The 23,589-nt window shown below is 62.7% G+C and carries 22 protein-coding genes; 8 read left to right on the top strand and 14 right to left on the bottom strand.

What is annotated here, in order from left to right; genetic code table 11:
• Window positions 1–16: 16 nt before the first annotated feature.
• The 4 genes from FJU30_RS19700 to hycA form a co-directional block, all read right to left on the bottom strand.
• Entirely contained in the window at window positions 17–943 is a 927-nt protein-coding gene (locus FJU30_RS19700; RefSeq protein ID WP_150436685.1) for a respiratory chain complex I subunit 1 family protein, read from the bottom strand.
• 1 nt (window position 944) lies between these two features.
• Window positions 945–2,771: a formate hydrogenlyase subunit 3 gene (gene hycC, locus FJU30_RS19695; RefSeq protein WP_150436684.1), complete on the bottom strand. Its 1,827-nt coding sequence runs from the start codon at window positions 2,769–2,771 to the stop codon at window positions 945–947.
• Window positions 2,768–3,373, bottom strand: a complete 606-nt coding sequence (locus FJU30_RS19690) for a 4Fe-4S dicluster domain-containing protein (RefSeq protein WP_150436683.1) — start codon at window positions 3,371–3,373, stop codon at window positions 2,768–2,770. The genes hycC and FJU30_RS19690 overlap by 4 nt, the downstream gene beginning before the upstream one ends.
• Window positions 3,374–3,456: 83 nt before the next feature.
• Window positions 3,457–3,924, bottom strand: a complete 468-nt coding sequence (gene hycA, locus FJU30_RS19685) for a formate hydrogenlyase regulator HycA (protein WP_150436834.1) — start codon at window positions 3,922–3,924, stop codon at window positions 3,457–3,459.
• A gap of 211 nt (window positions 3,925–4,135) precedes the next feature.
• Here hycA and hypA point away from each other — a divergent pair, with 211 nt between their 5' ends.
• From hypA to flhA, 6 genes are all read left to right on the top strand, one after another.
• Window positions 4,136–4,486, top strand: coding sequence for a hydrogenase maturation nickel metallochaperone HypA (gene hypA, locus FJU30_RS19680; RefSeq protein ID WP_150436682.1), 351 nt, complete (start codon window positions 4,136–4,138; stop codon window positions 4,484–4,486).
• A gap of 4 nt (window positions 4,487–4,490) precedes the next feature.
• Complete coding sequence (gene hypB, locus FJU30_RS19675) at window positions 4,491–5,363, top strand: hydrogenase nickel incorporation protein HypB (RefSeq protein ID WP_150436681.1); 873 nt, start codon at window positions 4,491–4,493, stop codon at window positions 5,361–5,363.
• Complete coding sequence (locus tag FJU30_RS19670; protein ID WP_150436680.1) at window positions 5,354–5,632, top strand: HypC/HybG/HupF family hydrogenase formation chaperone; 279 nt, start codon at window positions 5,354–5,356, stop codon at window positions 5,630–5,632. Before hypB ends, FJU30_RS19670 begins: the two co-directional genes overlap by 10 nt.
• Window positions 5,632–6,753: a hydrogenase formation protein HypD gene (gene hypD, locus FJU30_RS19665; RefSeq protein ID WP_150436679.1), complete on the top strand. Its 1,122-nt coding sequence runs from the start codon at window positions 5,632–5,634 to the stop codon at window positions 6,751–6,753. The genes FJU30_RS19670 and hypD overlap by 1 nt, the downstream gene beginning before the upstream one ends.
• Entirely contained in the window at window positions 6,750–7,760 is a 1,011-nt protein-coding gene (gene hypE, locus FJU30_RS19660; protein WP_150436678.1) for a hydrogenase expression/formation protein HypE, read from the top strand. The genes hypD and hypE overlap by 4 nt, the downstream gene beginning before the upstream one ends.
• 94 nt (window positions 7,761–7,854) lie before the next feature.
• Complete coding sequence (gene flhA / locus FJU30_RS19655) at window positions 7,855–9,939, top strand: formate hydrogenlyase transcriptional activator FlhA (protein WP_150436677.1); 2,085 nt, start codon at window positions 7,855–7,857, stop codon at window positions 9,937–9,939.
• A gap of 12 nt (window positions 9,940–9,951) precedes the next feature.
• Here flhA and nifM read toward each other — a convergent pair whose 3' ends face one another.
• The 9 genes from nifM to nifE form a co-directional block, all read right to left on the bottom strand.
• Window positions 9,952–10,752, bottom strand: a complete 801-nt coding sequence (gene nifM, locus FJU30_RS19650) for a nitrogen fixation protein NifM (RefSeq protein WP_150436676.1) — start codon at window positions 10,750–10,752, stop codon at window positions 9,952–9,954.
• Window positions 10,749–11,192 carry a nitrogen fixation protein NifZ gene (locus FJU30_RS19645; protein WP_150436675.1) on the bottom strand — a complete coding sequence of 148 codons (444 nt, stop codon included), beginning with the start codon at window positions 11,190–11,192 and terminating at the stop codon, window positions 10,749–10,751. The genes nifM and FJU30_RS19645 overlap by 4 nt, the downstream gene beginning before the upstream one ends.
• Window positions 11,189–11,461 carry a nitrogenase-stabilizing/protective protein NifW gene (locus FJU30_RS19640; RefSeq protein ID WP_150436674.1) on the bottom strand — a complete coding sequence of 91 codons (273 nt, stop codon included), beginning with the start codon at window positions 11,459–11,461 and terminating at the stop codon, window positions 11,189–11,191. Before FJU30_RS19640 ends, FJU30_RS19645 begins: the two co-directional genes overlap by 4 nt.
• A 2-nt stretch (window positions 11,462–11,463) precedes the next feature.
• Window positions 11,464–12,612: a homocitrate synthase gene (gene nifV / locus FJU30_RS19635; protein ID WP_150436673.1), complete on the bottom strand. Its 1,149-nt coding sequence runs from the start codon at window positions 12,610–12,612 to the stop codon at window positions 11,464–11,466.
• Window positions 12,613–12,626: 14 nt separating this feature from the next.
• The gene (gene nifS / locus FJU30_RS19630; RefSeq protein ID WP_150436672.1) at window positions 12,627–13,835 is read right to left on the bottom strand and encodes a cysteine desulfurase NifS; all 1,209 of its coding nucleotides are present in this window, start codon (window positions 13,833–13,835) and stop codon (window positions 12,627–12,629) included.
• Between the two features lie 28 nt (window positions 13,836–13,863).
• On the bottom strand, window positions 13,864–14,682 hold the full coding sequence (nifU, locus tag FJU30_RS19625) for a Fe-S cluster assembly protein NifU (protein WP_150436671.1): 819 nt from the start codon (window positions 14,680–14,682) through the stop codon (window positions 13,864–13,866).
• Between the two features lie 232 nt (window positions 14,683–14,914).
• Window positions 14,915–15,385: a NifB/NifX family molybdenum-iron cluster-binding protein gene (locus FJU30_RS19620; protein ID WP_150436670.1), complete on the bottom strand. Its 471-nt coding sequence runs from the start codon at window positions 15,383–15,385 to the stop codon at window positions 14,915–14,917.
• Window positions 15,372–16,757, bottom strand: coding sequence for a nitrogenase iron-molybdenum cofactor biosynthesis protein NifN (gene nifN / locus FJU30_RS19615; protein WP_150436669.1), 1,386 nt, complete (start codon window positions 16,755–16,757; stop codon window positions 15,372–15,374). The genes FJU30_RS19620 and nifN overlap by 14 nt, the downstream gene beginning before the upstream one ends.
• A 10-nt stretch (window positions 16,758–16,767) precedes the next feature.
• The gene (nifE, locus tag FJU30_RS19610; RefSeq protein ID WP_150436668.1) at window positions 16,768–18,141 is read right to left on the bottom strand and encodes a nitrogenase iron-molybdenum cofactor biosynthesis protein NifE; all 1,374 of its coding nucleotides are present in this window, start codon (window positions 18,139–18,141) and stop codon (window positions 16,768–16,770) included.
• Between the two features lie 399 nt (window positions 18,142–18,540).
• On the opposite strand from nifE, the gene FJU30_RS19605 reads away from it, so the two are divergent.
• Window positions 18,541–20,184 (top strand): glycoside hydrolase family 13 protein, encoded by a 1,644-nt coding sequence (locus FJU30_RS19605; RefSeq protein ID WP_150436667.1) that lies wholly within the window; start codon window positions 18,541–18,543, stop codon window positions 20,182–20,184.
• 165 nt (window positions 20,185–20,349) lie between these two features.
• On the opposite strand, the gene FJU30_RS19600 is transcribed toward FJU30_RS19605, so the two are convergent.
• A complete protein-coding gene (locus FJU30_RS19600) occupies window positions 20,350–21,399 on the bottom strand; it encodes a LacI family DNA-binding transcriptional regulator (RefSeq protein WP_150436666.1) in 1,050 nt (349 codons plus the stop codon).
• A 483-nt stretch (window positions 21,400–21,882) separates the two neighbouring features.
• Here FJU30_RS19600 and FJU30_RS19595 point away from each other — a divergent pair, with 483 nt between their 5' ends.
• Entirely contained in the window at window positions 21,883–23,208 is a 1,326-nt protein-coding gene (locus FJU30_RS19595; protein WP_150436665.1) for an APC family permease, read from the top strand.
• The last annotated feature ends 381 nt before the right edge of the window (window positions 23,209–23,589 follow it).

The following is a 23,589-nucleotide window of genomic DNA, read 5'->3' as shown; positions in this document are numbered from 1 at the left end:
ATTCAGTTCTCTTCAATCACGCCGCCAGCAAGGAGACGAAAGCCAGAAAGGCCAGGCCGAAGCCGGCCCAGGTAACGCGCGACGTCGCCACAAAGCGCAGACGCGCCATGCTGTTTTCAAACAGCGCGATAATCAGCACGCCGATCAGCAATTTCAGCAGCGCCAGCGGCACGGCGATCGCCAGGCCGGCGACGCTCCACTCGCTCATTTGCCCCCACGGCACAAACACGCCGACAAACATTTGCAGCACCACCAGCTGTTTCAGACTGACGCCCCACTTCATCAGCGCAAAGCCGGCGCCGCTGTATTCGGACAGCGGCCCTTCCTGCAGTTCCTGCTCCGCTTCGGCCAGGTCGAACGGCAGTTTGCCCATCTCGATAAAGGTGGCGAACGCGCAGGCCGCCATCGCCAGCCCCAGCGCCAGGCTATCGTCGACCGGCCAGCGCCGCACCAGCGCGGCGATGTTGCTGATGTGGGTGGAGCCGGCCAGCTGTGCGGTCACCCACAGGCTCAGCAGCAAAATCGGCTCCACCAGCACGCCGAGCATCGACTCGCGGCTGGCGCCAAGACCGGTAAACGGGCTGCCGGTATCCAACCCGCCGATGGCAAAGAAAAAGCGCGCGATGGCGAACAGATAGATCAAGGTGATCAGATCGCCGAGCGGCGCCAGCGGCGCGTAAAGCGTGACCACCGGCAGCGCGGTGGCGACGGTCAGCATCACGCCGATCGTGGCAAAGGGGGTGAAGCGGAACACCCAGCCGGAGGCCGCGGGCGCCACGCTCTGGCGCTTCAGCAACTTGAACAGGTCGCGGTACTCCTGCAGCAGGCCGGGACCGCGCCGGTTGTGCAGTCTGGCGCGCAGGACGCGCGTCACGCCGGCCAGCAGCGGCGCGCCGGCAAACAGCGCCAGCGCCTGTACCAGCCCCAAAAAGAGGTTATTCATCTCAGACTCCCCGGGAAATAATGATGACGACCAGCACCGCCAGTTCGATGGCGGCCAGCCGACGGAACAGGCCAGGCAAGGCGGCGCAGTTCCAGCCGGGCAGCCAGCGCGCCGGGTTAAACACCTTGCGCAGCGTCATAAAGGGCGCGAAGGCCAGTTTGACCGGCGCGGCGAAACCGTGGGCGGTGATCACCATCGCCTGATCGTGGTCGTAGCCGCACACCCACGCCATGCCGCGGCGACGACTCGCCAGACGATCGCCGCGCAGGCAGACCATCAGCAGCAGCGGCAGCAACAGCGTGGACATCAACAGCAACGCGATCAGCGGCTGAGAAACGCCGGTATCGGCGGTCGCCAGCGGCAGCGGCACCGCATGGCCGAGCAGCGGCAGCAGCCAGGGCGCCGCCACTCCGCCGGCCACGCAGCACAGCGCCGGCAGCCCGACGCACAGAGTCATCAACCAGGGGGCGTTTTGCGCGTTCTGCGCCTGCGGGGTGCGCGGCGCGCCGAGGAAGGTCACGCCATACACTTTCGCCATGCACATCACCGCCAGCGCGCCGGTAATCGCCAGCCCGACCGCCAGCATCGGCCCAATCAGGCGGGTGATAAACGACGGCAGCGCGCCGAGGCGGAAAAAGGACTGGTAGATGACCCACTCGCCGGCAAAGCCGTTGAGCGGCGGCAGCGCCGCCATCGCCATCAACCCCACCAGCATCGAGAGGGAAATCAGCGGCATACGCTTACCGATGCCGCCCAGTTTTTCGATATCGTGCAGACCGGTGCGATGCCATACCGCGCCGGCGCCGAGCAGCAGCGTGGTTTTAAACAGGCTGTGGTTGAACAGATGATACAGGCCGCCGGTCAGCCCCAGCGCGATTAATGCCGGTTCGTTGAGCGCCATACCGGTTACCCCGGCGCCGAGCCCCAATAGAATGATGCCGATGTTTTCCAGCGTGTGGTACGCCAGCAGGCGGTTGATATGGTGCTCCATCAGCGCGTACAGCCCGCCGATAAAGGCGGTCAGCATGCCGAACGCCAGCAGCAGGACGCCCCACCAGAGCGGCACCGTGCCGCTGGCCAGCGTCAGCATCAGCATGCCGTACAGCCCCACTTTCATCACCAGCGCGGAAAACAGCGCCGCGGCGGGCGCGCCGGCGCCGGCGTGCGCCTGCGGCACCCAGCCGTGCAGCGGAATAATCCCCGCTAGCAGGCCGAACCCGGCCAGACCGCACAGCCAGACGGCGACGCCGAACGGCTGCTCGCCGCTCTGTTGATGCAGCAGCGCGAAATCAAGCGTGCCGTACTGCTTCCAGAGCAGCCAGCAGGTCACGACCAGCAGCAGCGTACCGAGCCGGCCGAGCGCGAACCACAGCTTGCCGAAGGCGCTGTCGCCGGTCAGGAATACGCCGCACAGCGTCATGATCTCAGCCATCAGCACCAGCATCGCGAGGTTGTCCGCGATGATCGTCAACAGCGCGGCGGCCAGCAACAGGTTGATCAGCCAGCCGGCGGCGCGCATGCGTTCGCGCCGCAGCGACACGATCGAAAACAGGCAGATAAACAATCCCGGCAGCCCGAGGGTCAGCAGCCAGACGGCGTTCAGCGGATTGAGCTGGACGGCAAACGCGCCGAACAGCAGCGCGCTTTGCGGCGCGGCCAGACCGGTCAATAGTTGAAAGCCCGCCGCCAGCGCGCACAGCGCGCCGCAGGCGCCGCCGAGTCCGGCCAACAGGCCGCTCAGCGATTGATGAAACGACAGCACGAAGGCCAGCAGCGCCGCCAGCGCGAAGCAGGCCAGCGCGGCCGTCGTCAGGGTGATGACACTCATTGTTTTCCTCCGCGAAGCTCCGGCAGCGAGAGAGCGCCGAAATCCACATTGATGGCCAGTTCGCGTTTGCGCCGGCTGACGCTGGCGAGGTCGTGATTATCGACCACACGCAGGGCATTGGTTGGGCAGGTGCGCACACAGGCCGGACCGCCCTCGTCGAAACTGCACAGATCGCATTTCACGGCGACGGCGCGCACGCCCGGCGTCCAGTCAAGAAACGGACTCACGCGCGCGGGAGCGGAAGGCGCCGGCGGCGCTTTCGGGCTGTTGACGTTGGCGGGAATATCGAGCGGCTGGCTGCCGGCGACGTCGATGACGCCGAACGGGCAACTGATGCCGCACAGCTTGCAGCTTACGCACAGACTCTCATTGAGCTGGACGGCTCCGTCCACGCGGGTAATCGCGTTGACCGGGCACACCTGCGCGCAGGGAGCGTCTTCGCAGTGGTGACAGAGCTGCGGGGCGGATTCTTTTTCATTGCGCATCACTTTCAGGCGCGGCAACGCCTGCAGACCGTGATAGCGATGGGTCTCTGCACAGGCGGCTTCGCAGGTATGGCAGCCGATACAGAGCGTGGAGTCAGCAATTACAAAACGATTCACCGGGGATTCCTCAGGTGCTGGTCATTTTTGACGAAAACGTGTCGGCCGCCGTCAATTTCGACAGTGTGCCCGACACCGCCTTTTCAGGCCTGAGAAGCGCGGCTCAGGGCCGGCGCAATGGCGCTCAACGTGAGCGCGGTATCGCTCTGCATGGCCTGCCACAGGCAGTCGTAAACCGGGCCGATCTTTGCCAGATAGTGCTCAAGCACTTTATCCCGGTTGCGAATATCGATGCCGCCGTCCAGCAGGCCGTCGTTATCCAGCCGCGCGCTGGCGATACGCAGGCTTTCGCCGCCTTCGCGGCTTTCCAGCCGGTAGTCGATGGTGTGGGCGTTGAAGCCCTGATCTTTGTCGACGCGCAGAACGAAATGGTTGAACAGCCAGAAACACAGACCGTCCTGCGGCTCGCAGTTAATGACGTGGTGCAGCTTGTATTTCGACAGGGTAATCGCCTGAACCAACGTGTTGCCGTAGGTATGCCAGTGCGACTGCAGGCGACGCTGACGTTCAGCGATCAGTTCCGCTTTCTCGCTTAATTCTGAAATGGTCATCATTAATCACTCATTTGTCAGGGATACCGGCAGATAGCATTAATTGTGCCAATTTTTATCACATTGAATATTAAGTGATTAATATAAAAACATCGCAAGAAGGCACACTGTCGGCATGTCATTTCGACATCTGTGACGCCGCCAGTGACACTCCTGCCGCCAGGCTGGCACCGTTATTGCATTACCGGGCCACCCTGACGAAGGAGGCCGCATGCACGAACTCACCCTCTGCCAGCGCTCGCTGGAAATCATTGAACAACAGGCCCTGCAGCACGGCGCACGGCGCGTGACCGGCGTATGGCTGGAGGTGGGCGCCTTTTCCTGCGTGGAAGCCAGCGCGCTGGAATTTTGTTTCGAACTGGTATGCCGCGGCACGCTGGCCGAAGGCTGCGCGCTGCATCTTCATCAGCAGGAGGCCGAATGCTGGTGCCCGGACTGCCAGGCGTATGTGCGCTTGTTGACCCAGCGCGTGCGCCGCTGTCCGCAGTGCCAGTGCGACAAATTGCGCATCGTGGCCGATGACGGCGTACAAATTAAACGCCTGGAAATTGAACAGGAGTAACCTTATGTGTAGCACTTGCGGTTGTCAGCACGGCAACCTCTATATTGAAGGCGATGAACATAACCCTCACTCGTCGTTTCGCAGCGCTCCGTTCGCCCCCGCCGCGCGGGCGCTGACCCCGATCACCGCGGTTAACCTCAGCGATTTCGCCCCCAGCCAAAACGCCGGCGGCGATTTGCATTACGGTCACGGCGCGGCGGGCGGTCATGCGCCCGGCATGAGCCAGCGTAAAATGGTGGAAGTGGAAATCAACGTGCTGGAGAAAAACGACCGGATCGCGGCCGGCAACCGCGTGCAGTTCGCCGAACGCGGCCTGCTGGCGCTGAACCTGGTGTCCAGCCCCGGATCCGGCAAGACCACCCTGCTGACAGAGACCCTGACGCGGCTGGGCGGCAGGACGCCCTGCGCGGTGATCGAAGGCGATCAGCAAACCCTGAACGACGCCGAGCGGATCCGCGCCACCGGCATCCCGGCGATTCAGGTCAATACCGGCAAGGGCTGTCACCTGGACGCGCAGATGATTCGCGACGCCCTGCCGCGCCTGCCGCTGGCCGACAACGGCATTCTGTTTATTGAAAACGTCGGCAATCTGGTGTGCCCGGCCGGCTTTGATCTCGGCGAACGTCACAAAGTGGCGGTGCTGTCGGTAACCGAAGGCGAAGACAAGCCGCTCAAGTACCCGCATATGTTCGCCGCCGCCTCGCTGATGCTGCTCAATAAAATCGACCTGCTGCCCTATCTGAATTTCGACGTGGAGCGCTGTCTGGCCTATGCCCGCGAAGTGAATCCGGATATTGAGATCATGCTGATCTCCGCCACCCGAGGCGACGGCATGGACAGCTGGCTGGCCTGGCTGGAGGCGCAGCGATGTGCATAGGCATTCCCGGACAAATCTGTGAGCTGCTGCAGGACCAACTGGCTCGCGTCGATGTCTGCGGCGTGAAGCGCGAGGTCGATCTCAGCCTGGTCGGCGCCCACGACGAGCGCGGTCAGGCGCGCATCGGCCAGTGGGTGCTGGTGCACGTCGGCTTCGCCATGAGCGTGATTGACCCGCGCGAGGCGCGCGCCACCCTCGACGCGCTGCAGGCGATGTTCGACGTGGAGCCGGACGTCGGCGCCCTGCTCTACGGCGAGGAGAAGGCGTAATGCGCTATGTCGATGAATACCGCGATCCGGCCAGAGTACAGGCGCTGATCGAAAAATTGCGCGCCGACGCCGCGATGCTGCCCTATAGCGCCGACAAACCGCTGCGCATCATGGAGGTGTGCGGCGGCCATACCCACGCCATCTTTAAATTCGGCCTCGATCAGCTGCTGCCGGATAACATTGAGTTTATCCACGGCCCTGGCTGCCCGGTGTGCGTCCTGCCGATGGGCCGCATCGACGCCTGCATCGACATCGCCAGCCGCCCGGAGGTGATCTTCTGCACCTTTGGCGACGCCATACGGGTGCCGGGCAAAAACGGTTCGCTGCAGGCCGCCAAAGCGCGCGGCGCCGACGTGCGGATAGTCTATTCGCCGATGGACGCGCTGAAACTGGCCGAACAGAATCCGTCGCGCAGCGTAGTGTTTTTTGGGCTGGGTTTTGAAACCACCATGCCCGCCACCGCGATCACGCTTAAACAGGCCAAACGGCGCAATCTGCGCAATTTCTTTTTCTTCTGCCAGCACATCACCCTGATTCCCACGCTGAAAAGTTTGCTGCAGCGGCCGGACAACGGCATTGACGCGTTCCTTGCGCCGGGCCACGTCAGTATGGTGATCGGCACGCCCGTCTATAGCTTTATCGCGCGCGATTATCAGCGGCCGCTGGTGGTGACCGGCTTTGAACCGGTGGATGTGCTGCAGGGCGTGTCGATGATCCTCGAACAAAAGATCGCGCGGCGCAGCCGGGTGGAAAATCAGTATCGCCGCGTGGTGCCGGACGCCGGCAACCCGACGGCGCAGCAGGCCATCGCCGAGGTCTTTTGTCTGCAGGGCGACGGCGAGTGGCGCGGACTCGGCGTTATCCAGGACTCCGGCGTGCAGCTGACGCCGGACTACCGCCGTTTCGACGCCGAGACGCATTTTCGTCCGGCGCCGCAGCGGGTCGGCGACGATCCGCGCGCCCGCTGCGGCGATGTGCTGACCGGACGCTGCAAACCCGCCCAGTGTCCGCTTTTCGGCCGGGTCTGCAACCCGCAAAACGCCGTCGGCGCGCTGATGGTGTCTTCCGAAGGCGCCTGCGCCGCGTGGTATCAGTATCGTTGTCAGGAGTGTGAAGTATGAGTACCATTGAACTTGCCCACGGCAGCGGCGGCCAGGCCATGCAGCGGTTAATCCAGCGTCTGTTTATGCAGGCCTTTGATAACCCCTGGCTTGCCGAACAGGAAGACCAGGCGCGAATTCCGCTTAGTCTGCTCACCGGACTCGGCGATCGCCTGGCCTTTTCCACCGACAGCTATGTTATCGACCCGCTGTTTTTCCCCGGCGGCGATATCGGCAAGCTGGCGATCTGCGGCACCGCCAACGATGTGGCGGTAGGCGGCGCGCAGCCGCGCTGGCTGTCGTGCGGATTTATTCTTGAAGAAGGGCTGGAGATGGCGCTGCTGGAACGCGTCGTGACCAGCATGGCGGCCACCGCGCAGGCGGCGGGCGTCGCTATCGTCACCGGCGATACCAAAGTGGTGCCGCGCGGCGCGGCGGACAAATTGTTTATCAACACCGCCGGTATCGGCGTTATCCCCGCCCCGCTGAACTGGGGCGCCAGCCGCCTGCGGCCGGGCGATGTGCTGCTGGTTTCCGGCACGCTCGGCGACCACGGCGCGACGATTCTCAACGAACGGGAACAGCTCGGTCTGGACGGCGATCTGCAAAGCGACTGCGCGGTGCTGGCGCCGCTCATTGAAGTGCTTAAACCCATCGCGGGCGTGCGCGCCCTGCGCGATGCGACGCGCGGCGGCGTTAATGCGGTACTGCACGAGTTCGCCGCCGGCTGCGGTTGCGGCGTGGACATCGCCGAGTCAGCCCTGCCGGTCGCGCCGGCGGTGCGCGGCCTGTGCGAACTGCTGGGACTGGACGCGATCAATTTCGCCAACGAAGGCAAACTGGTGATCGGCGTGGCTCGTGAAGCGGCACAGACCGCATTGGCCGCGCTGCGCGCCCATCCGCTGGGCGCCAATGCCGCCGTTATTGGCGAGGTGGTGGATCGCAAGGGCGTCTGGCTTACCGGATTGTATGGCGTGAAGCGCCCTCTCGATCTGCCGCACGCGGAGCCGTTGCCCAGAATCTGCTAATCCTGTTTTCGCTCAAGTCATACACCCGGGCGCTTTCGTTATGATGTGTTTTTGTTTCGCCGTGGTTACGGCGAAACTTTTCTGGATGAGCATAATGTCATATACACCGATGAGTGAACTCGGCCAGCAAGGGCTGTTTGATATCACTCGCACACTATTACAACAACCGGATCTCTGTGCGCTGGCGGGCGCGCTGAAGCGACTGGTGCAAGAGGGCGGGCTGGCGGACAGCGCCACGATCCTGCTTTATGATTCCAGGCATCAACGCGTCAGCCTGTTCAGCGTAGACGACCACGACCAGCCGGTTCAGTACGACGATGAGCACGCGCTTAACCACGGGCCGGTGCAGCGCGTGCTGTCGCGTCCCGAGGTGCTGCACTGTGAATACGCCGAGTTCGCCGACACCTGGCCGCACCTGGCCGCGCTGCGGCTTTATCCGTCGTTTGGCCACTACTGTCTGGCGCCGCTGGCCGCGGAGGGAAAAATCCTCGGCGGCTGCGAGTTTCTGCGCACGGATAAGCGCGCATGGACAGAGAAGGAGTATTCACGCTTTCAGACGCTGACCCAAATTGTCAGCGTCGTGGTAGAGCAGATTCAGGCGCGGCTCGGCGATACTTATCACAACCAGCTGCTGTGCCGCGAACGCGATAATTTCCGCATTCTGGTGGCCATCACCAATGCCGTGCTGTCGAAACTCGATCTGGACGAACTGGTCGCCGAGACCTCGCTGGAGATCCATCGCTATTTCAATATCGATTCGATCAGCATCGTGCTGCCGGGCCAGCGTAAAGGCAAACTGTCGATCTACTCGACCCACTACGTGAACGAAAACGCGCCGCAGCACAATCAAAGCGAAGTGGATCAGAAAGGCACCCTGACCGACCGGGTCTTTACCAGCCGCGAAATGCTGCTGATCAATCTGCACCAGGGCGATCAGCTCGCCCCCTATGAGCAGATGCTGTTTGAGATGTGGGGCAACCAGATCCAAACCCTGTGCCTGCTGCCGCTGATGTTCGGCGATAAAATGCTCGGCGTGCTGAAGCTGGCCCAGTGCGAAGCGCCGGGTTTCACGGCCGACAACCTCGATCTGCTGCGTCAGATCGCCGAACGCATCGCCATCGCCATCGACAATGCGCTGGCCTACCAGGAGATTCGCCGCCTTAAAGAGCGGCTGGTGGATGAAAACCTGGCGCTGACCGAGCAGATCAACAACGTGCCGGCGGACTTCGGCGAAATCATTGGCCGCTCGGAAGCGATGATGACGGTGATGAAGCAGGTGGAAATGGTCGCGAAAAGCGACAGCACCGTGCTGATCCTCGGCGAAACCGGCACCGGCAAAGAGCTGATCGCCCGCGCCATTCATAAACAGAGCGATCGCAACGGCCGGCTGATGGTCAAACTCAACTGCGCGGCAATGCCCGCCGGGCTGCTGGAAAGCGATCTGTTCGGTCACGAGCGCGGCGCGTTCACCGGCGCAGGCGCCCAGCGCATCGGGCGTTTCGAACTGGCGGATCACAGTAGCCTGTTTCTGGACGAAGTGGGCGATATGCCGCTGGAGCTGCAGCCTAAACTGCTGCGGGTGCTGCAGGAGCAGGAATTCGAACGTCTCGGCGGCAACAAAACCATTCATACCAACGTTCGGCTGATCGCCGCCACCAACCGCGATCTGAAACAAATGGTGGCGGAGCGCGAATTTCGCAGCGACCTCTACTATCGGCTCAACGTCTTTCCCATCAATCTGCCGCCGCTGCGCGAGCGCCCGGAAGATATTCCGCTGCTGGTCAAAGCCTTTACCTTCAAGATTGCCCGACGACTCGGGCGCAGCATCGACAGTATTCCGGCCGACACGCTGCGCACCCTGCGCCAGATGGAATGGCCGGGCAACGTGCGGGAACTGGAAAACGTCATTGAGCGCGCGGTACTGCTGACGCGCGGCAACGTACTGCAGCTGGCGCCCTCCGAACTGGCGTTCGCGCCGGCGCGGGACCAGCCGGAAGCGACGGTCGTGCAGAAGGAAATGCGCGACGGCGAGGACGAGTATCAGCGTATTGTTCGGGTGCTGAAAGAGACCAACGGGGTGATTGCCGGCCCGAAAGGCGCCGCGCAGCGACTGGGCGTAAAACGCACCACGCTGCTGTCGCGCATCAAACGTCTCAATATCGATAAAGACAATCTTTGAAAGCGCGCGCGGTCAACCGTCGTCGGCCGCCTCCGCCAGCAACTGCCGCAGCCACTGGCGCTGGCGCTGTTGCCGCTTCTGCTGATGCAGCCACGCGCTGGCCTGGCGCAACGCCTCTTCCCGCGCCAGCGGTTGCGGCGGACGTATGGCCTCGCACAGCAGCAAATGCAGCCCCAGCGTCGTTTCCAGCGGCGGACTCAGTTCGCCGGCGCGCAAGGTAAACAGGCTGCGTTCCAGTTCGGCGAACAACAGGCCGCGGCTGACCCAGCCGATCAGCCCGCCCTCCACCGCCGTCGGGCAGTGGGAATAACGGCGCGCCAGCGTATCGAACTGCCCGCTGTCTGCGCGCAGTTTCCGATGCAGCGTCGCCATCAACTGGCCGACCTGATCCCGGTCGTCCTCCATGGTCAGCAACAAATGGCGCGTTCTGCGCTGTTCGGGCCGCTGAAAGCGGTCGGCGTGCCGCCGATACCAGCGCATCACCTCCGCGTCCTCCGGCGCCGGCGCCTGATCGCCCACCTGCGTCAGCCGCCACTCCATCGCCGCGTGATGACGAATAATCGCCTGGCGCTCGTCCGGCGAAAATCCCGCCGCGATCAGTTCCTGATCAAGACGCTGCGCCACCGCCCGCACGACGGACTCTTGCAGCTCGCCCGCCTGCGCCGCCACCGCGCTTTCCAGCGCGATCTGGCGGTCCAGCTGCTGCTGAAAGCGCGGCTGGTCGTCGGCCGGCAGTTGGTCCGGCCGGCAGCGCCAGCGCTGCTGCGCCAGTTTGATGCGGCTGTAACGCTGCCAGGCCGTCAGTCCATTCATGCTTCCGCCTCCAGATTAATCAGCGCCGAAGGCGGCACCTGAAACATTCGCGCGCCAAACAGCACGGTGTAACCGTCGCCGCGCTCGCCCTGTCCGCCGGCGATGACGCTGCCGCGATCGCCGGCGGCGAGAACGATTCGTCCATTAACCGCCAGCGGATGGGCGCAGCACACCCGATCGCCCGCCTGAAAACCGTCGGCGTTCCATAGCGCGCTGCCGGCGATCAGTTCCGGCTCGCGGCAGCCGACAATCAGATCCTGATCCAGAAAATGTACCTGATAAATAATCTGATCCTGCAGGAACACGCCCCATTCGCGCACATAGCCCAGGCTGCCGCGCCTTACCAGCAGCGCGCCGCGCGCCTTGCCGGCGAAGGTGCCGTCGTTGCGCAGAGCGCGCACCACCCTGACCTGCTGACCGAAATCGAATATCGGCTTCATCGTCCGTCCCCCGCCGTCGCCGCATCCGCCACGCTTTGCTGGTAGCTTTCGGCCAGCAGCCGGCGCGCCCGCTGCCAGTCGGCGTCCGTCTGCTGTTCCAGCCCGTTGCGCAACGGAATGCAGGCGGCTAAGCGCTGGCGAAACGTAAGCAGCACCAGCAGTTGACGCCGCCTCAGCAAATCGGCGTCGTACGGTACGGCGAAGAAGATAAAAAAAGATTCGGCGGAGTCCAGCGCCGCCACGCCCGGTAAGCGATAGAACCACTCCATATTCAACCCTCCCGACAGCGCAGCGGACGATCGACGCCGTACAGATCCTGATAAATCTGCACCAGCTCCCGTTCGACGGGGTTCCGCTTCCAGTTTTCGGCGAAATCCCGCACCGTCTGCAGGATGGTCATCGTCTGCCGTTCGTCGAGGCGGTAGCCCAGACGGGCAAAAATGCCGCTCACCGCCTGACGCCCGGAGTGTTTGCCCAGCACCAGCCGGTATTCGCGCCCCATCAGCGCCGGATCAATGCCCTGATAGCTGTCCTGATGACGCAGCAACGCCGCCACGTGCACCCCCGACTCATGGGTAAACACCTGACCGCCGACCAGCGGCTGCTGTACATCGATGCCGCGCTGGGCGGCGTCGGCCACCTGCCGACACAGCGCCGGCAGGCGCTCAAAGCGAATGCCGCACTCCAGCCCAAGGCACTTGAGCAGCGCCACCGCCACGGTCTCCAGCGCCGCGTTGCCGGCGCGCTCGCCCAGCCCCAGCACCGTGGTATTGACGTGCGTCGCGCCGGCCCTGACCGCGGCCAGCGTATTGGCGGTCGCCAGCCCCAGATCGTTGTGGGCGTGCATTTCCAATTCGCCGCACCAGTGCTGACGCAGCGTGCTGATGCGGCTATAGGTGGTGAAGGGATCGAGGATGCCGAGCGTGTCGGCGAAGCGTAAGCGCTCGGCGCCGGCGTCGGCCGCCGCGAAGGCCAGCTGGCGCAGCGTATCGTCAGTGGCGCGCGACGCATCCTCGCAGCCGATGCTGACCCGCAGCCCCTGACGCCGGGCGAAGAGGATCAGCCGCGCCAGTTGCGGCAACAGCGCCGACCACGGCTGATGCAGCTTCTGTTCGCGCAGGCTGTCCGACGCCGGCAGCGAAATATCGACCCAGTCCATGCCGATCGCCGCGCTCTGGCGGATCTCCGGCTCGCTCATCCGGCACCAGGCCATCATGGAGACATCAGGCAGTTGACGGCGGACGTTGTGCATCCGCGCCCGTTCGCCGGCGCCCATCGCCGGCGTTCCCACCTCCAGCTCCGGCACGCCGGCCTTAACCAGCGCGCGGGCGATAGCCAGCTTTTCGCTGGCGCGAAACGCCACGCCGGGACTCTGTTCGCCGTCGCGCAGAGTGGTGTCGTTTATGATCACATCCGCCATGATGTCCTCCTGGCTTAGCCATAAGTCGGTGCGAAGTCGGTATCGGATTGCGTCAGCGGCTTGCCCTGCTGCCAGTAGGGCGACAGCGTTCTCAGCCGCGCCACGATGGACGGAAACTGTTCGATAACGTAATCGATCTCCTTTTCGCGCGTATAGCGCGACAGCGAAAAACGAATGCTGCCGTGGGCGGCGGTGTAGGGAATATCCATCGCCCGCATCACGTGCGAGGGTTCGAGCGAACCGGAGGTGCAGGCGCTGCCGCTGGAGGCGGCGATGCCGCAGTGATTGAGCAACAGCAGGATCGCCTCGCCCTCGATGAATTCGAACGCCATATTCAGGGTATTGGGCACTCTGGGCTGGTCGCCGCCCATGACCCTGACGTGGGAAATCGCCTGCGCCAGCCCGGTCTGCAGCTTATCGCGCAGCGGCGCCAGCGCGGCGCTCATCATCGGCAGATGAATCGCCGCCAGTTCGCAGGCGCTGCCCATACCGACGATGCCGGCGATATTCTCGGTGCCCGCCCGGCGGCCGCGCTCCTGATGACCGCCGCGCAGCAGCGAACGAAAACGGGTATTGCGCCGCAGATATAAACAGCCGACGCCCTTCGGGCCGTGGATTTTATGCGCCGAGCAGGACAACATGTCGATAACGCTGGCCGACAGGACGACAGGCACCTTACCGACCGCCTGCACCGCGTCGCAGTGAAACAGAATGCCGCGCTCATGCGCCAGCTCGGCCATCTGCGGCACCGGGAACATCACGCCGGTCTCGTTATTCGCCCACATCACGCTGACCAGCGCCACGCGATCGCTCAGCAGCGCGCGATAAGCGTCCAGGTCCAGCGCGCCGGCGGAAGAGACCGGCAGCCGATGAATAATGTAGCCCTGACGCTCCAGATGTTCGCACACCTCGAGCGTGGCGGGATGCTCGACCGCCGTCGTGATGATCTCGCGTTTTTCCGGCGCCAGCGCCACGGCGGAATAAATGGCGGTCGAGGTGGCCTCGGTGGCGCAGGAGGTGAAGATAATCTCGCTGTCGTACTGCGCGCCCAGCAGGCCGGCCACTTGCTGCCGCGCGCGTTCCAGCCCGAGCCGGCCGGGCGCGCCGAAATCATGAATCGACGACGGGTTGCCGTAATGCTCGCTCAGAAACGGCATCATCGCTTCCAGCACCATGGGATCAATGCGGGTCGTTGCATTGTTATCCAGATAGATATTCTTCATTCGCGTTTCCTCAACTTATGCGGGAAAACTAAGCCGCCACGACGTCCATATACTGCCCGGTGCGCTCGATCAGTTTTTGCTGTAGCCAGGCCAGCGTCATATCGGTCATCATGCAGCCGGTGCAACTGCCGGACAGGCTAACCGTCACCTGCCGATCGCTGACGCTGACCAGCGTCATATCGCCGCCGTCCGCCTGGATATGCGGACGCAGCTCCGCCACCGCGTCCGCAACAAGCTGCCAGTCGCCGTCGCGCGCCGCCGGCGCCGACATGGCCGGCTGTTCATTCAGGATCTTGTTCAGCGCCAGCTCAATTTTTTCATGGCAGGCGGTGCAGCCGCCGCCCGCTTTGGTGTAATTGATCACGTCCTGCAGCGTGGTTAAGCCATTGGCGAGCACCGCGCGGCGGATCTGTCCCTCATCGACGGCGAAACACTTACAAATCAGCGCGCCCTCTTCGTGATCGTCATCCAGGGTTTCGCCGCGATAGTTGGCGATCGCCACCCGCAGCGCCTCCTGGCCCATCACCGAACAGTGCATCTTTTCCGGCGGCAATCCATCAAGGTAGTCGGCGATCTGCTGATTGGTGATCTGTTCGGCTTCGTGCAGCGTACGGCCGATAATCAGTTCGGTCAGCGCGGAGGAAGAGGCGATGGCGCTGCCGCAGCCGAAGGTCTGGAAGCCGGCTTCCAGAATGGTTTCGTTCTCCGGGTCGACGCGCAACATCAGGCGCAGCGCATCGCCGCAGCTCAACGACCCCACATCGCCCACCGCATTGGCTTCCGGCACCACCCTGGCATTACGTGGATTAAAAAAATGGTCTTTCACTTTCTCGGAATAGTTCCACATGCTCTGCTCCCTACAAACTGGCTGAAGATAACAGCGGCAGACGCTTGCTGCCCTCATCCCCAACACACACGTTTCATGGCCTGGGTCGTTTCATCCGAGCAAATGTGATGCCAGTCACATAAAAATCCGTAGATCAACGAGATAGCGAAAAACAGAGCAAAAAAAACCACAACCAATGTCGTGGTTTATGTCAGTTTTGTCATAGAGGCGACATTGTCGGCGCAGGTCGCGTTCAGCGGCGGTCGTCCTCCTCGCGCCACTGCTCCTCCGCCATCAGCCGTTCGAAGCGGCGCGGATCGCGGTGACGGCGGCGCGGGACGAGCTGTTCGCTGGCCGTCCAGTGTTGCTGAATTTGCTGCAGCAATCGCGCGATGGGCGTAGCGGCCTGCACGCGCACCGCGCGCACCCCGACCTGCAACAACTGGCGGAAAACGGTATCGCCGATCGCCACGCAGAACAACGTCACGCAATCCTCCAGCGCCGCGATGCGGCAAGCCAGCTTATCCGCCTGATGACCGTGTAACACATTGAAATCGATTACTTTCAGCAGCATGACCTGGTTCTGCTTCACCCCATAGATCAGCAGGCGCGACGCGGCGCCGAAATGCTGATCGACGTGGTGACAGTCGGAACTGGCGAACGCCACTTTCATCGACCACTGCGCGCTGCTGATGGCGCTGAGACGGCGACTAACATGCTGCATGATCGGCCTCCTCGCTGCCGGACGGGGCAGGCCGCTGCTTGAGCGGCGAATGGTAAACCGGCTGATGGTGATGACGGGCGCGCATGCGGTTCGCCAGCTCAAACAACGTGTCGCGCAGGCCGGCATAGCCCTGGCGCTGGCGGCGGAACTCGCCGAGGCGGTCAAAAATCGGAAAGCCGGCGCGGATCAGCGCCATGCCGCGACGCTGCGCCAGATCGACGGCGTGGGAATTGGCGACCAGCATCCCGGCCGGCGCGTCCTCCAGCAGATCGCTCAGATCCTCCAGATCGCCGATCGTCACCCGTTCCACCGGCAGCGCGGCCAGCCCCTGCTGGTTAACCGGCGCCACCACCGGGCCTGGCGCCATGCCCTGACTGCGCGCGAAATCGCACCACGCCGTCAACAGGTCGCCCTCCGCCGCCAGCGCGATCGTCTGGCCCTCCAGCCACATCTGGCAATCAATCATCGCATCCTGCAGTTGTCCGCGCTGCCGTTCGATCCAGTGCGGCACCTCGCGGCCGGAAATCTGCTGCAGGTGGTGGATAAAGCCGTCCACGTTCTCCATCGTCATCAGATGCGGCAGGTTCAGCGCCAGACCGCGACTGCGCATCGCCAGCAGGCTGGCGGCGCGGTTGAGCGAAACGCCGAGGGTAATGGTGCTCAGGCTCTGCCCCATCTGTTCGATCGTGCGCAATGCCGTTCCGCCCTGACTCACGGCGTGAAAGTCGCCCTCCGCCAGATGTCCGTCCAGCGACTGCGACAGATCCGGCAGGATCACCGGCTGCAGGCCGAACGCCTCGACGTAGCTGCGGATCAGCTCCACGTCGCCGGGCGTCATCAGGTGGCTCATCAGCAGATTGACGCGTCGGTGGCGCATGCCCGGCGGCGGCTTTTCCGGCACCCACTGTTCAATCACGCTTTCCACCAGCGCGCTGAAGCCATTTTCCAGCGAACCGTAAAAATCCGGCGTATTGACCGTCAGCACGGCGACCGACTTAAAGCGCGGGAAATCATCGCGAAACTGACGCACCGCGCGCGCCAAATCGCTGCCCTGCGCTTCAGACAGCCCGGTGCTGACCAGCACGATGCCTTTTGGCGCATTGCGCTGACACAGCGTCGACAGCGCGGTAAAGATGTTGTCGTCCGCGCCCATGATGGTGGTGGTCGGATCCATCGCCGTGGACTGCAGCGGGATCGGGTCGTGAAAATGTTGGATAAAGAACACCCTGGCGAACGCGCTACAGCCCTGCGCGCCATGCACCAGCGGAATACACTGCTCCAGCCCCTGGCTGGCCAGAATAGCGCCCAGCGGCTGACCGCTTTTGATCGGCCTGGCGGCTAACGGTTTTTTACTGCGAATCACCTGTGCCATACGCGTCTCCTTAGCGCCACGGGGCCCGTTGATGAGCCTGCCGCCAGATCGGACTTTCCAGCGCCAGGCACAGCTGCCGCGCCAGCGTCGTCATGCCGCGGTAGCCGGCGAACGCGTGCTCCCTCTCCTGGTTGATGTCCAGAAACGGCAGCCGCGCCTTATAGGCGGTGTACCTGTTGCGCCCGCCGGCGATCATGATGTCGGCGCCGAAACGGTACGCCACGTCCAGCAGCGAACGGGCGTTGCCCTCTTCCAGCATCATCGCCTCTTCCCCCATCAGTTCGCGGATGCGCTGTTTATCTTGCCCGGTGGATTTACGCGTGCCGGTCGCCACCACCGTCATACCTAAATCCTGCAGCGCCGATACCACCGACCAGGACTTCACGCCGCCGGTATACAGCAGCGCCTTGCGTCCCTGCAGCCGCGCGCGCCAGGGCGCCAGCGCGCGCTCCGTCTCCGCCTCTTCGCGCGCGATAAGCGCGGCGGCGCGGCGGGTTAAATCCGCATCGCCCAACAGCGCAGTCAGCGAACGCAGCGTTTCCGACATCGCCCGCACGCCATAGAAACTGCCTTCGCACCAGGGAATTTGATAGCGCTGCTCCAGCATTCTGGCGACGTTAATCAACGCCCGCGAACACACCAGCATATTCACTTCGGCCCGGTGCAGGGTCTGGATTTCGCCGAAGCGCGCATCGCCGGACAGACTGCCCAGCACCCGAATGCCCAGTTCATCCAGCAGCGGCAGCACATTCCAGAACTCGCCGGCGATATTGAACTCGCCGATCAGCCCGATGCTGTGCCGGTGTTCCGGCGCAAACGGCGTATCGTCCGGCCACGGCGCCGGCTCCCGTCCCCCGATCACGCGGTTGACCATGACCTCGCCGGCAATACGGTTGCCGAGATTCTTGCTGCCGTAAAAGCCCGCCGCGTCAATGGCGATCACCGGCACGCCGACGGCCTGCGACGCCGCCCGGCACACCGATTCGATATCGTCGCCCTCCATCGCCGGCACGCAGGTGTTGTAGATAAACACCGCCGCCGGCCGGTAGCGGCCGACAATATGACGCACGGCGTGAAACAGCCGCCGTTCGCCGCGCCCCATAATCACATCCTGTTCGCTTAGATCGGTGGTGAAGCCCAGCCGGTTGAGCGTCGGACCGGAACTTTGACTGCCGCGATTATCCCAGGAACTGCCGGTGCAGCCGATCGGGCCGTGCACCACGTGGGCGACGTCCGCCAGCGGCAGCAGCGTGATCTGCGCCCCGTCGAAAGCGCAGCCCCCCGCCGTCGCGCCGGGTTTTGGCGCGCTGCAGCCCGACTTTTGCTTGTGGTTATGTTCACAGGCTGGCTCGTCGAGTAGCGCCAGGATCTCATTCCCCTTCATTTCACCCTCACCCGTCAGTTGGCTATGATGGGATGATGCAAATCGCAGGCCATTTGTTATCTTATGATTTTTAAAGAAATTATCCTGTCAGCTTTATGACAAAGCAGACAATTGGCGATAATCCTTGCGCCGCAGGCAAGGGAACCGAATCGTTTAAGTTTAATTTGCGAATCGCATCACAATTCCAGCATTTCTCGAGACAGATTAAACACATTAAAAATCAATATATTAACCGCAACGACTGCTGAAAACCCAGGTCTGATCATGCGAGGCGACGATTTACCGCCCGGTCTTAATCGATTAAGTTAAACAGAACGAACATGCGCCGGCATGGCTATCCCGGTCAGCGCGATGAAATAAGCCGCACCTGTTAATCAACTGATTTACAAGGAGTTGGAAATGAAAAATTCGTCCTCCGCCAGTCGCGTCAACCCGGCCGAACAGCCGTGGTGGAAAAGCGCCGTTATCTACCAGATTTATCCGCGTTCTTTCGCCGACGCGAACGGCGACGGCACCGGCGATTTGCCGGGCATCACCGATAAACTGCCCTGGCTGTCGCGCCTGGGGATTGACGCGATCTGGCTGTCGCCTTTCTATCGTTCGCCGCAGAAAGACGCCGGTTATGATGTGGCGGACTATTGTGACGTCGATCCGCTGTTCGGTACGCTGGACGATTTCGATCGCATGCTGACGAAAGCGCACGATCTCGGCCTGCGCATTATTATCGATCTGGTGCCCAACCATACGTCCAGCGCCCACCCCTGGTTCCAGGCGGCGATGCGCGCCGCGCCCGGCAGCCCCGAGCGCGAACGTTATATCTTCAGAGACGGAAAAGGCCCGGACGGCGACGAACCGCCCAATAACTGGAAGAGCGTGTTCGGCGGCGGCGCCTGGTCGCGGCTGCCCGGCGACCGCCAGTGGTATCTGCATCTGTTCGACAGCAGCCAGCCGGATTTAAACTGGGACAATCCGCTGGTGCGGCAAGAGTTCGAGGCGATACTGCGTTTCTGGCTGCAGCGCGGCGTGGACGGCTTCCGGGTAGACGTGGCGCACGGGATGGTCAAGGCGGCCGGATTGCCGGATACCCGGGAGGAAGACGCCGGCCAGAGCGGCATCAACGTCGGCCCGATGTGGGACCAGGAAGGGGTGCATGAGATTTACCGCAGCTGGAACAAGATCCTGCGCGAATTCCCCGGTCAGCGCATGATGGTGGCCGAGGCGTGGGTACATCCGCAATCGCATCTGGCGCACTATATCCGCCCCGACGAGATGCAGCAGGCCTTTAACTTCGACTTTTTGCTGGCCAGCTGGCGCGCCGATCGGCTGAAAAGCGTGATCGACAGTTCGCTGGCGGCCTGCGCGGTCGTGGACGGCAGCTGCACCTGGGTGCTGTCGAATCACGATGTGGTCAGACACGCCTCGCGCTATGGCCTGCCGCAGGACGGCAAACGCCTGAGCGGCCTTAACGCGCAGTCGCCGCAGCCGGATGAAGCGCTGGGGCTGCGCCGGGCGCGCGCGGCGGCTCTGCTGGTGCAGGCCCTGCCCGGCTCCGCCTATATCTACCAGGGGGAAGAGCTGGGCCTGCCGGAGCACACCACGCTGGAAGATAGCTACCGACAGGATCCCAGTTTCTTTCGCACCGACGGCGCGACGATCGGCCGCGACGGCTGCCGCATCCCGCTGCCCTGGCGGCATGATGCGCCCGGCTACGGCTTCAGCCCGACCGGCAAAAGCTGGCTGCCTCAGCCGGCCAGCTTTGCCCGCTACAGCGCCGATGTTCAGGAAGGCGCGTCCGACTCCACGCTGGAACTGTATCGGCAATTGCTGAAGGCGCGCCGCGATTACCAGCCCGGTCAGGGCCGGTTGGTCTGGGAACCGAGCGCGGACGGCGTACTGCAGTTCAGGAACGGCGCGCTGCGGGTAGTGGTCAACCTGAGCCAGACGACGATTGCGCTGCCCGCCGGCGAACCGATCATCGCCAGCGGTCAGCTGCCGCCGGGCGCCGGTCTGGCGCCGGACAGCGCGGTCTGGCTGAAAGTATAAGCATCTGGCCCGGGCTGATGCTAGCGTTGGTTACCGGAAGGGCGCGGCGAAGGGCCGTAGCGGCGTCAGCCGCCGAAGCGCCCCTCGCTGCGACAGGCCCGGGGTATGCCGGGCCTGTCGACGATGTTGTCAGCAGCATCAGGCTCCGGGGACCGGGCCTGATGTTCATCCGGCGCTCTGCCCGTAGATCACAGACGTGCCGATCAGGCGGAACGAGGGCGCGTTCTCGTCCAGCACCCGCTGCGCCGCATAGCGGCCTTTCAGTACGCTATCCTGCCGTACGGTAGTGAGGTACGGCATTCTCAATTGCCCGGCCTCGATGCCGTCAAAACCGATCAACGCCAGCTGCCCCGGCACGCTGATCTTCTGCTGCTCCGCCTGACTCTGCGCGTGCAGCGCCAGCATATCCGACATGCAAATCAGCATATCGGGACGGCAGCGGTCAATCAGCTGTCCCATCTGCGCCGCGATCTCCGGCCCTGCGTGAGAGTTGAAATTCCATACAATCATATCGTCGGTCCCGATCCCCGCGTCGACCATCGCGTCGACATAGCCGCGCAGCCGCTCTCCGGCCAGCGAACAAAAATTGTTGACGTTTAATTCGGCCAGGCGGCAGGCGGCGGCATGTTTATTGGCGGGGAACAGGCCCAGCGCGGCGATAACCGGCGCGGCGGGATGCCTCCCCGTCGCCAATGCGTAGCTCACCACGTCGTAAGCGGCGCGATAATTATCGATACATACGCAGGGCAAATTTTCCCGGCGAAAATCCACGGTGACGATGGGGCGCCCTTCGCTGACCAGCGTCGGCAGGATATCGGCCCGCTGGGGCTCGCCGTAAATAATATAGCCGTCGGCGGAGACGCCGGAGAGACTCTGCTGCTGGCCGGCATTGGCCGCGATAAGCAGCATGCGGTAGCCCTGGCTTTCCAGAATTTGTCCGATACCCTGCAGCAGTTGCATGGCGATCGCATCGCTCAGGCTGTTCGCCAGCGGATCAGGCAACACAATCGCGATGGTGTCCGTTTTGCCGGTGCGCAGCGCTCGCCCCGCGCTTTGACCGTGGCGGTAACCGAGCCGCCCGGCTTCACGCAGGATGTGGTCGCGCAAGGCCGCGGACAACTGATCGGGGCGGTTAAACGCGTTGGAAATAGTCGCAACAGAGACCTGCAGCCGTGCGGCCAGCGCTTTCTGCGTCATCGGGTATTTTTTCGGCATGTTGTTTCCCTGTGCAACCAGTAAGAGACGGTCGCCGGCGCGCCGGCGAACTGCGCTGAGCTTACCACAATCGACGACGCGGAAGAGTGAGCGCGGCCACCTGCCGAGCCGGCGGGATAAGCTGTCGACCACGTGACCACGCGCGCACCGATGGCGTTCAGACCACGCCTCACCGTGGCGCACACGCAGCACAATAGCGGAACATATGGTTAATAATTTTTATGATTATTTTGCCGTCTGCCGCAGGCATTCCGACTCAGCGCGGCGGACCGCAGAGGATGACCGCGGCAGAACAGACAGACACCCCGTCAGCCAGACGAAAATAAATACAATATAATCAATAAATAATCACACCACAGCCTCTCCCGGCCGGCCGTCTTTCAAACCTTCATCCTCCGGCACCCCCGAACCGAAACGACATAAGGCACGTTAATTGCTTAATCAGTAATGGACGCAATTTTTCAGATGGAACGGAGCAAGAATATGGCTGAAGAAACAACTTCCGGCAAAAAGCTGGGTTTATGGCAGGTGGTCATTATTGGGGTGGCCTATATGACCCCCATGACCGTATTCGATACGTTCGGCATCGTTTCCGGCATCACTAATGGGCATGTCCCGCTGGCCTACCTGCTGGCGCTGGTGGCGGTACTGCTGACCGCGCTCAGCTATGGGCGCATGGTAAGAACCTTTCCGGAGGCCGGATCCGCCTATACCTATACCCGTAAAACCTGCGGTAATCATGCCGGCTTTATGGTCGGCTGGGCCTCGCTGCTGGACTATATGCTGCTGCCGATGATCAACGCGCTGCTGGCGGGCATCTACCTGAGATCGCTGTTTCCCCAGCTACCGCCCTGGCTATGGATCGTCCTGTTCAGCGCGCTGGTGACCTGGATCAACAGCCGCAATATTAAGCTGCTGGCCAATCTCAACTTTTTATTCGTCGGCGCGCCGGTACTGCTGATGGTGGTATTTGTCGCGCTGGTTATACAAGGCGTCAGCCATCAGTCCGGCAGCGATGCCGTCTGGACGCTCAAGCCGCTGCTGAACGGAGAGAGCAATATCGTTTCGCTGATTGGCGGGGCCGCCGTGCTATGCTTCTCCTTCCTGGGATTCGACGCGGTGACGACCCTGTCCGATGAAACGCACGACGCGCGCCGCACCATCCCGCGCGCGGTGTTCCTGACCGCGCTGGTCGGCGGCGCCATCTTCTTTATCGCCTCATGGTTTATCCAGCTCTATTTCCCCACCAATGCGGCGTTTAAAAACCCCGCGGAAGCGATGCCGGAGATAGTGCTGTATGTCGGCGGCGCCCTCTTTCAGTCGGTTTTTCTGGTCGCCATCCTGATTAATACGCTGGCCTCCGGACTGGCGTCTCACGCCAGCGCCGCGCGCCTGCTGCATATCATGGGGCGCGACGGCATTTTCCCCGGCGCGTTTTTCAGCTATGTCCATCCGCGCCTGGGCAGCCCGCTTTACTGCGTACTGTTTATCGGCGGCATCTCCATGAGCGCCGTTTTCTTTGGCCTGGATACCGCCGTTTCGCTAATCAGCTTTGGCGCGCTGGTGGCGTTTACCGCCGTTAACTTTTCGGTGATCGCGCTGTTCGCCATTAAAAATAAACGGCTCGCCAGCGGAAAAGAACGCCTGATCAACCTTATCCTGCCGCTGGCCGGAATGCTCTGCGTGGGGGGAATGTGGATTAATCTGGATAAGGACGCGATGATCCTCGGGCTTATGTGGTCGACTATCGGCCTGGGCTGGATGCTGTGGTTCCGGTTGACCAAAAGGGAACTGGTGCTCTCCTCGTAACGCCGCCCCGCCCTGCGCATGATTTGTCCTCGCGCGCAGGGCGGCACGGCGTTCATTAAGTTTTGATGGGGTGACCGCTGGATTTTCCTTCGCGCGCAAGGCGGCGCGGCGTTCAATGAGTTTTGATGGGGCGGCCGCTGGATTTTTCCTCGCGCGCAGGAGCGCCATATCCGCCGGACGCAGACGCCCGCAGGCGGGTATTTCAGGACCGCGCCCGTTTTTTTTCGACGCTCGACGGCGCGACAGCGGAATACAATAAATATCCTCCGGCATAGCCGGAGGTTTTTCATATGCGCCTGTAAGGCTTTGTTACCAGCCGCGCCCTAACAGGCGCATCACGATCTGACATTTGCATCTATGGATTACTTACGGCCCGTAAAC

Source organism: Affinibrenneria salicis, assembly GCF_008710095.1.
This window is presented reverse-complemented; position numbering and strand designations above follow the sequence as displayed.

Bases quoted from the DNA above. Each gene is read 5' to 3' on its own strand.
- FJU30_RS19700 (WP_150436685.1), bottom strand. From the start codon at position 943: ATGAATAACCTCTTTTTGGGGCTGGTACAGGCGCTGGCGCTGTTTGCC.
- hycC (WP_150436684.1), bottom strand. From the start codon at position 2,771: ATGAGTGTCATCACCCTGACGACGGCCGCGCTGGCCTGCTTCGCGCTG.
- hycA (WP_150436834.1), bottom strand. From the start codon at position 3,924: ATGACCATTTCAGAATTAAGCGAGAAAGCGGAACTGATCGCTGAACGT.
- hypA (WP_150436682.1), top strand. From the start codon at position 4,136: ATGCACGAACTCACCCTCTGCCAGCGCTCGCTGGAAATCATTGAACAA.
- hypB (WP_150436681.1), top strand. From the start codon at position 4,491: ATGTGTAGCACTTGCGGTTGTCAGCACGGCAACCTCTATATTGAAGGC.
- FJU30_RS19670 (WP_150436680.1), top strand. From the start codon at position 5,354: ATGTGCATAGGCATTCCCGGACAAATCTGTGAGCTGCTGCAGGACCAA.
- hypD (WP_150436679.1), top strand. From the start codon at position 5,632: ATGCGCTATGTCGATGAATACCGCGATCCGGCCAGAGTACAGGCGCTG.
- hypE (WP_150436678.1), top strand. From the start codon at position 6,750: ATGAGTACCATTGAACTTGCCCACGGCAGCGGCGGCCAGGCCATGCAG.
- flhA (WP_150436677.1), top strand. From the start codon at position 7,855: ATGTCATATACACCGATGAGTGAACTCGGCCAGCAAGGGCTGTTTGAT.
- nifM (WP_150436676.1), bottom strand. From the start codon at position 10,752: ATGAATGGACTGACGGCCTGGCAGCGTTACAGCCGCATCAAACTGGCG.
- FJU30_RS19645 (WP_150436675.1), bottom strand. From the start codon at position 11,192: ATGAAGCCGATATTCGATTTCGGTCAGCAGGTCAGGGTGGTGCGCGCT.
- FJU30_RS19640 (WP_150436674.1), bottom strand. From the start codon at position 11,461: ATGGAGTGGTTCTATCGCTTACCGGGCGTGGCGGCGCTGGACTCCGCC.
- nifV (WP_150436673.1), bottom strand. From the start codon at position 12,612: ATGGCGGATGTGATCATAAACGACACCACTCTGCGCGACGGCGAACAG.
- nifS (WP_150436672.1), bottom strand. From the start codon at position 13,835: ATGAAGAATATCTATCTGGATAACAATGCAACGACCCGCATTGATCCC.
- nifU (WP_150436671.1), bottom strand. From the start codon at position 14,682: ATGTGGAACTATTCCGAGAAAGTGAAAGACCATTTTTTTAATCCACGT.
- FJU30_RS19620 (WP_150436670.1), bottom strand. From the start codon at position 15,385: ATGCAGCATGTTAGTCGCCGTCTCAGCGCCATCAGCAGCGCGCAGTGG.
- nifN (WP_150436669.1), bottom strand. From the start codon at position 16,757: ATGGCACAGGTGATTCGCAGTAAAAAACCGTTAGCCGCCAGGCCGATC.
- nifE (WP_150436668.1), bottom strand. From the start codon at position 18,141: ATGAAGGGGAATGAGATCCTGGCGCTACTCGACGAGCCAGCCTGTGAA.
- FJU30_RS19605 (WP_150436667.1), top strand. From the start codon at position 18,541: ATGAAAAATTCGTCCTCCGCCAGTCGCGTCAACCCGGCCGAACAGCCG.
- FJU30_RS19600 (WP_150436666.1), bottom strand. From the start codon at position 21,399: ATGCCGAAAAAATACCCGATGACGCAGAAAGCGCTGGCCGCACGGCTG.
- FJU30_RS19595 (WP_150436665.1), top strand. From the start codon at position 21,883: ATGGCTGAAGAAACAACTTCCGGCAAAAAGCTGGGTTTATGGCAGGTG.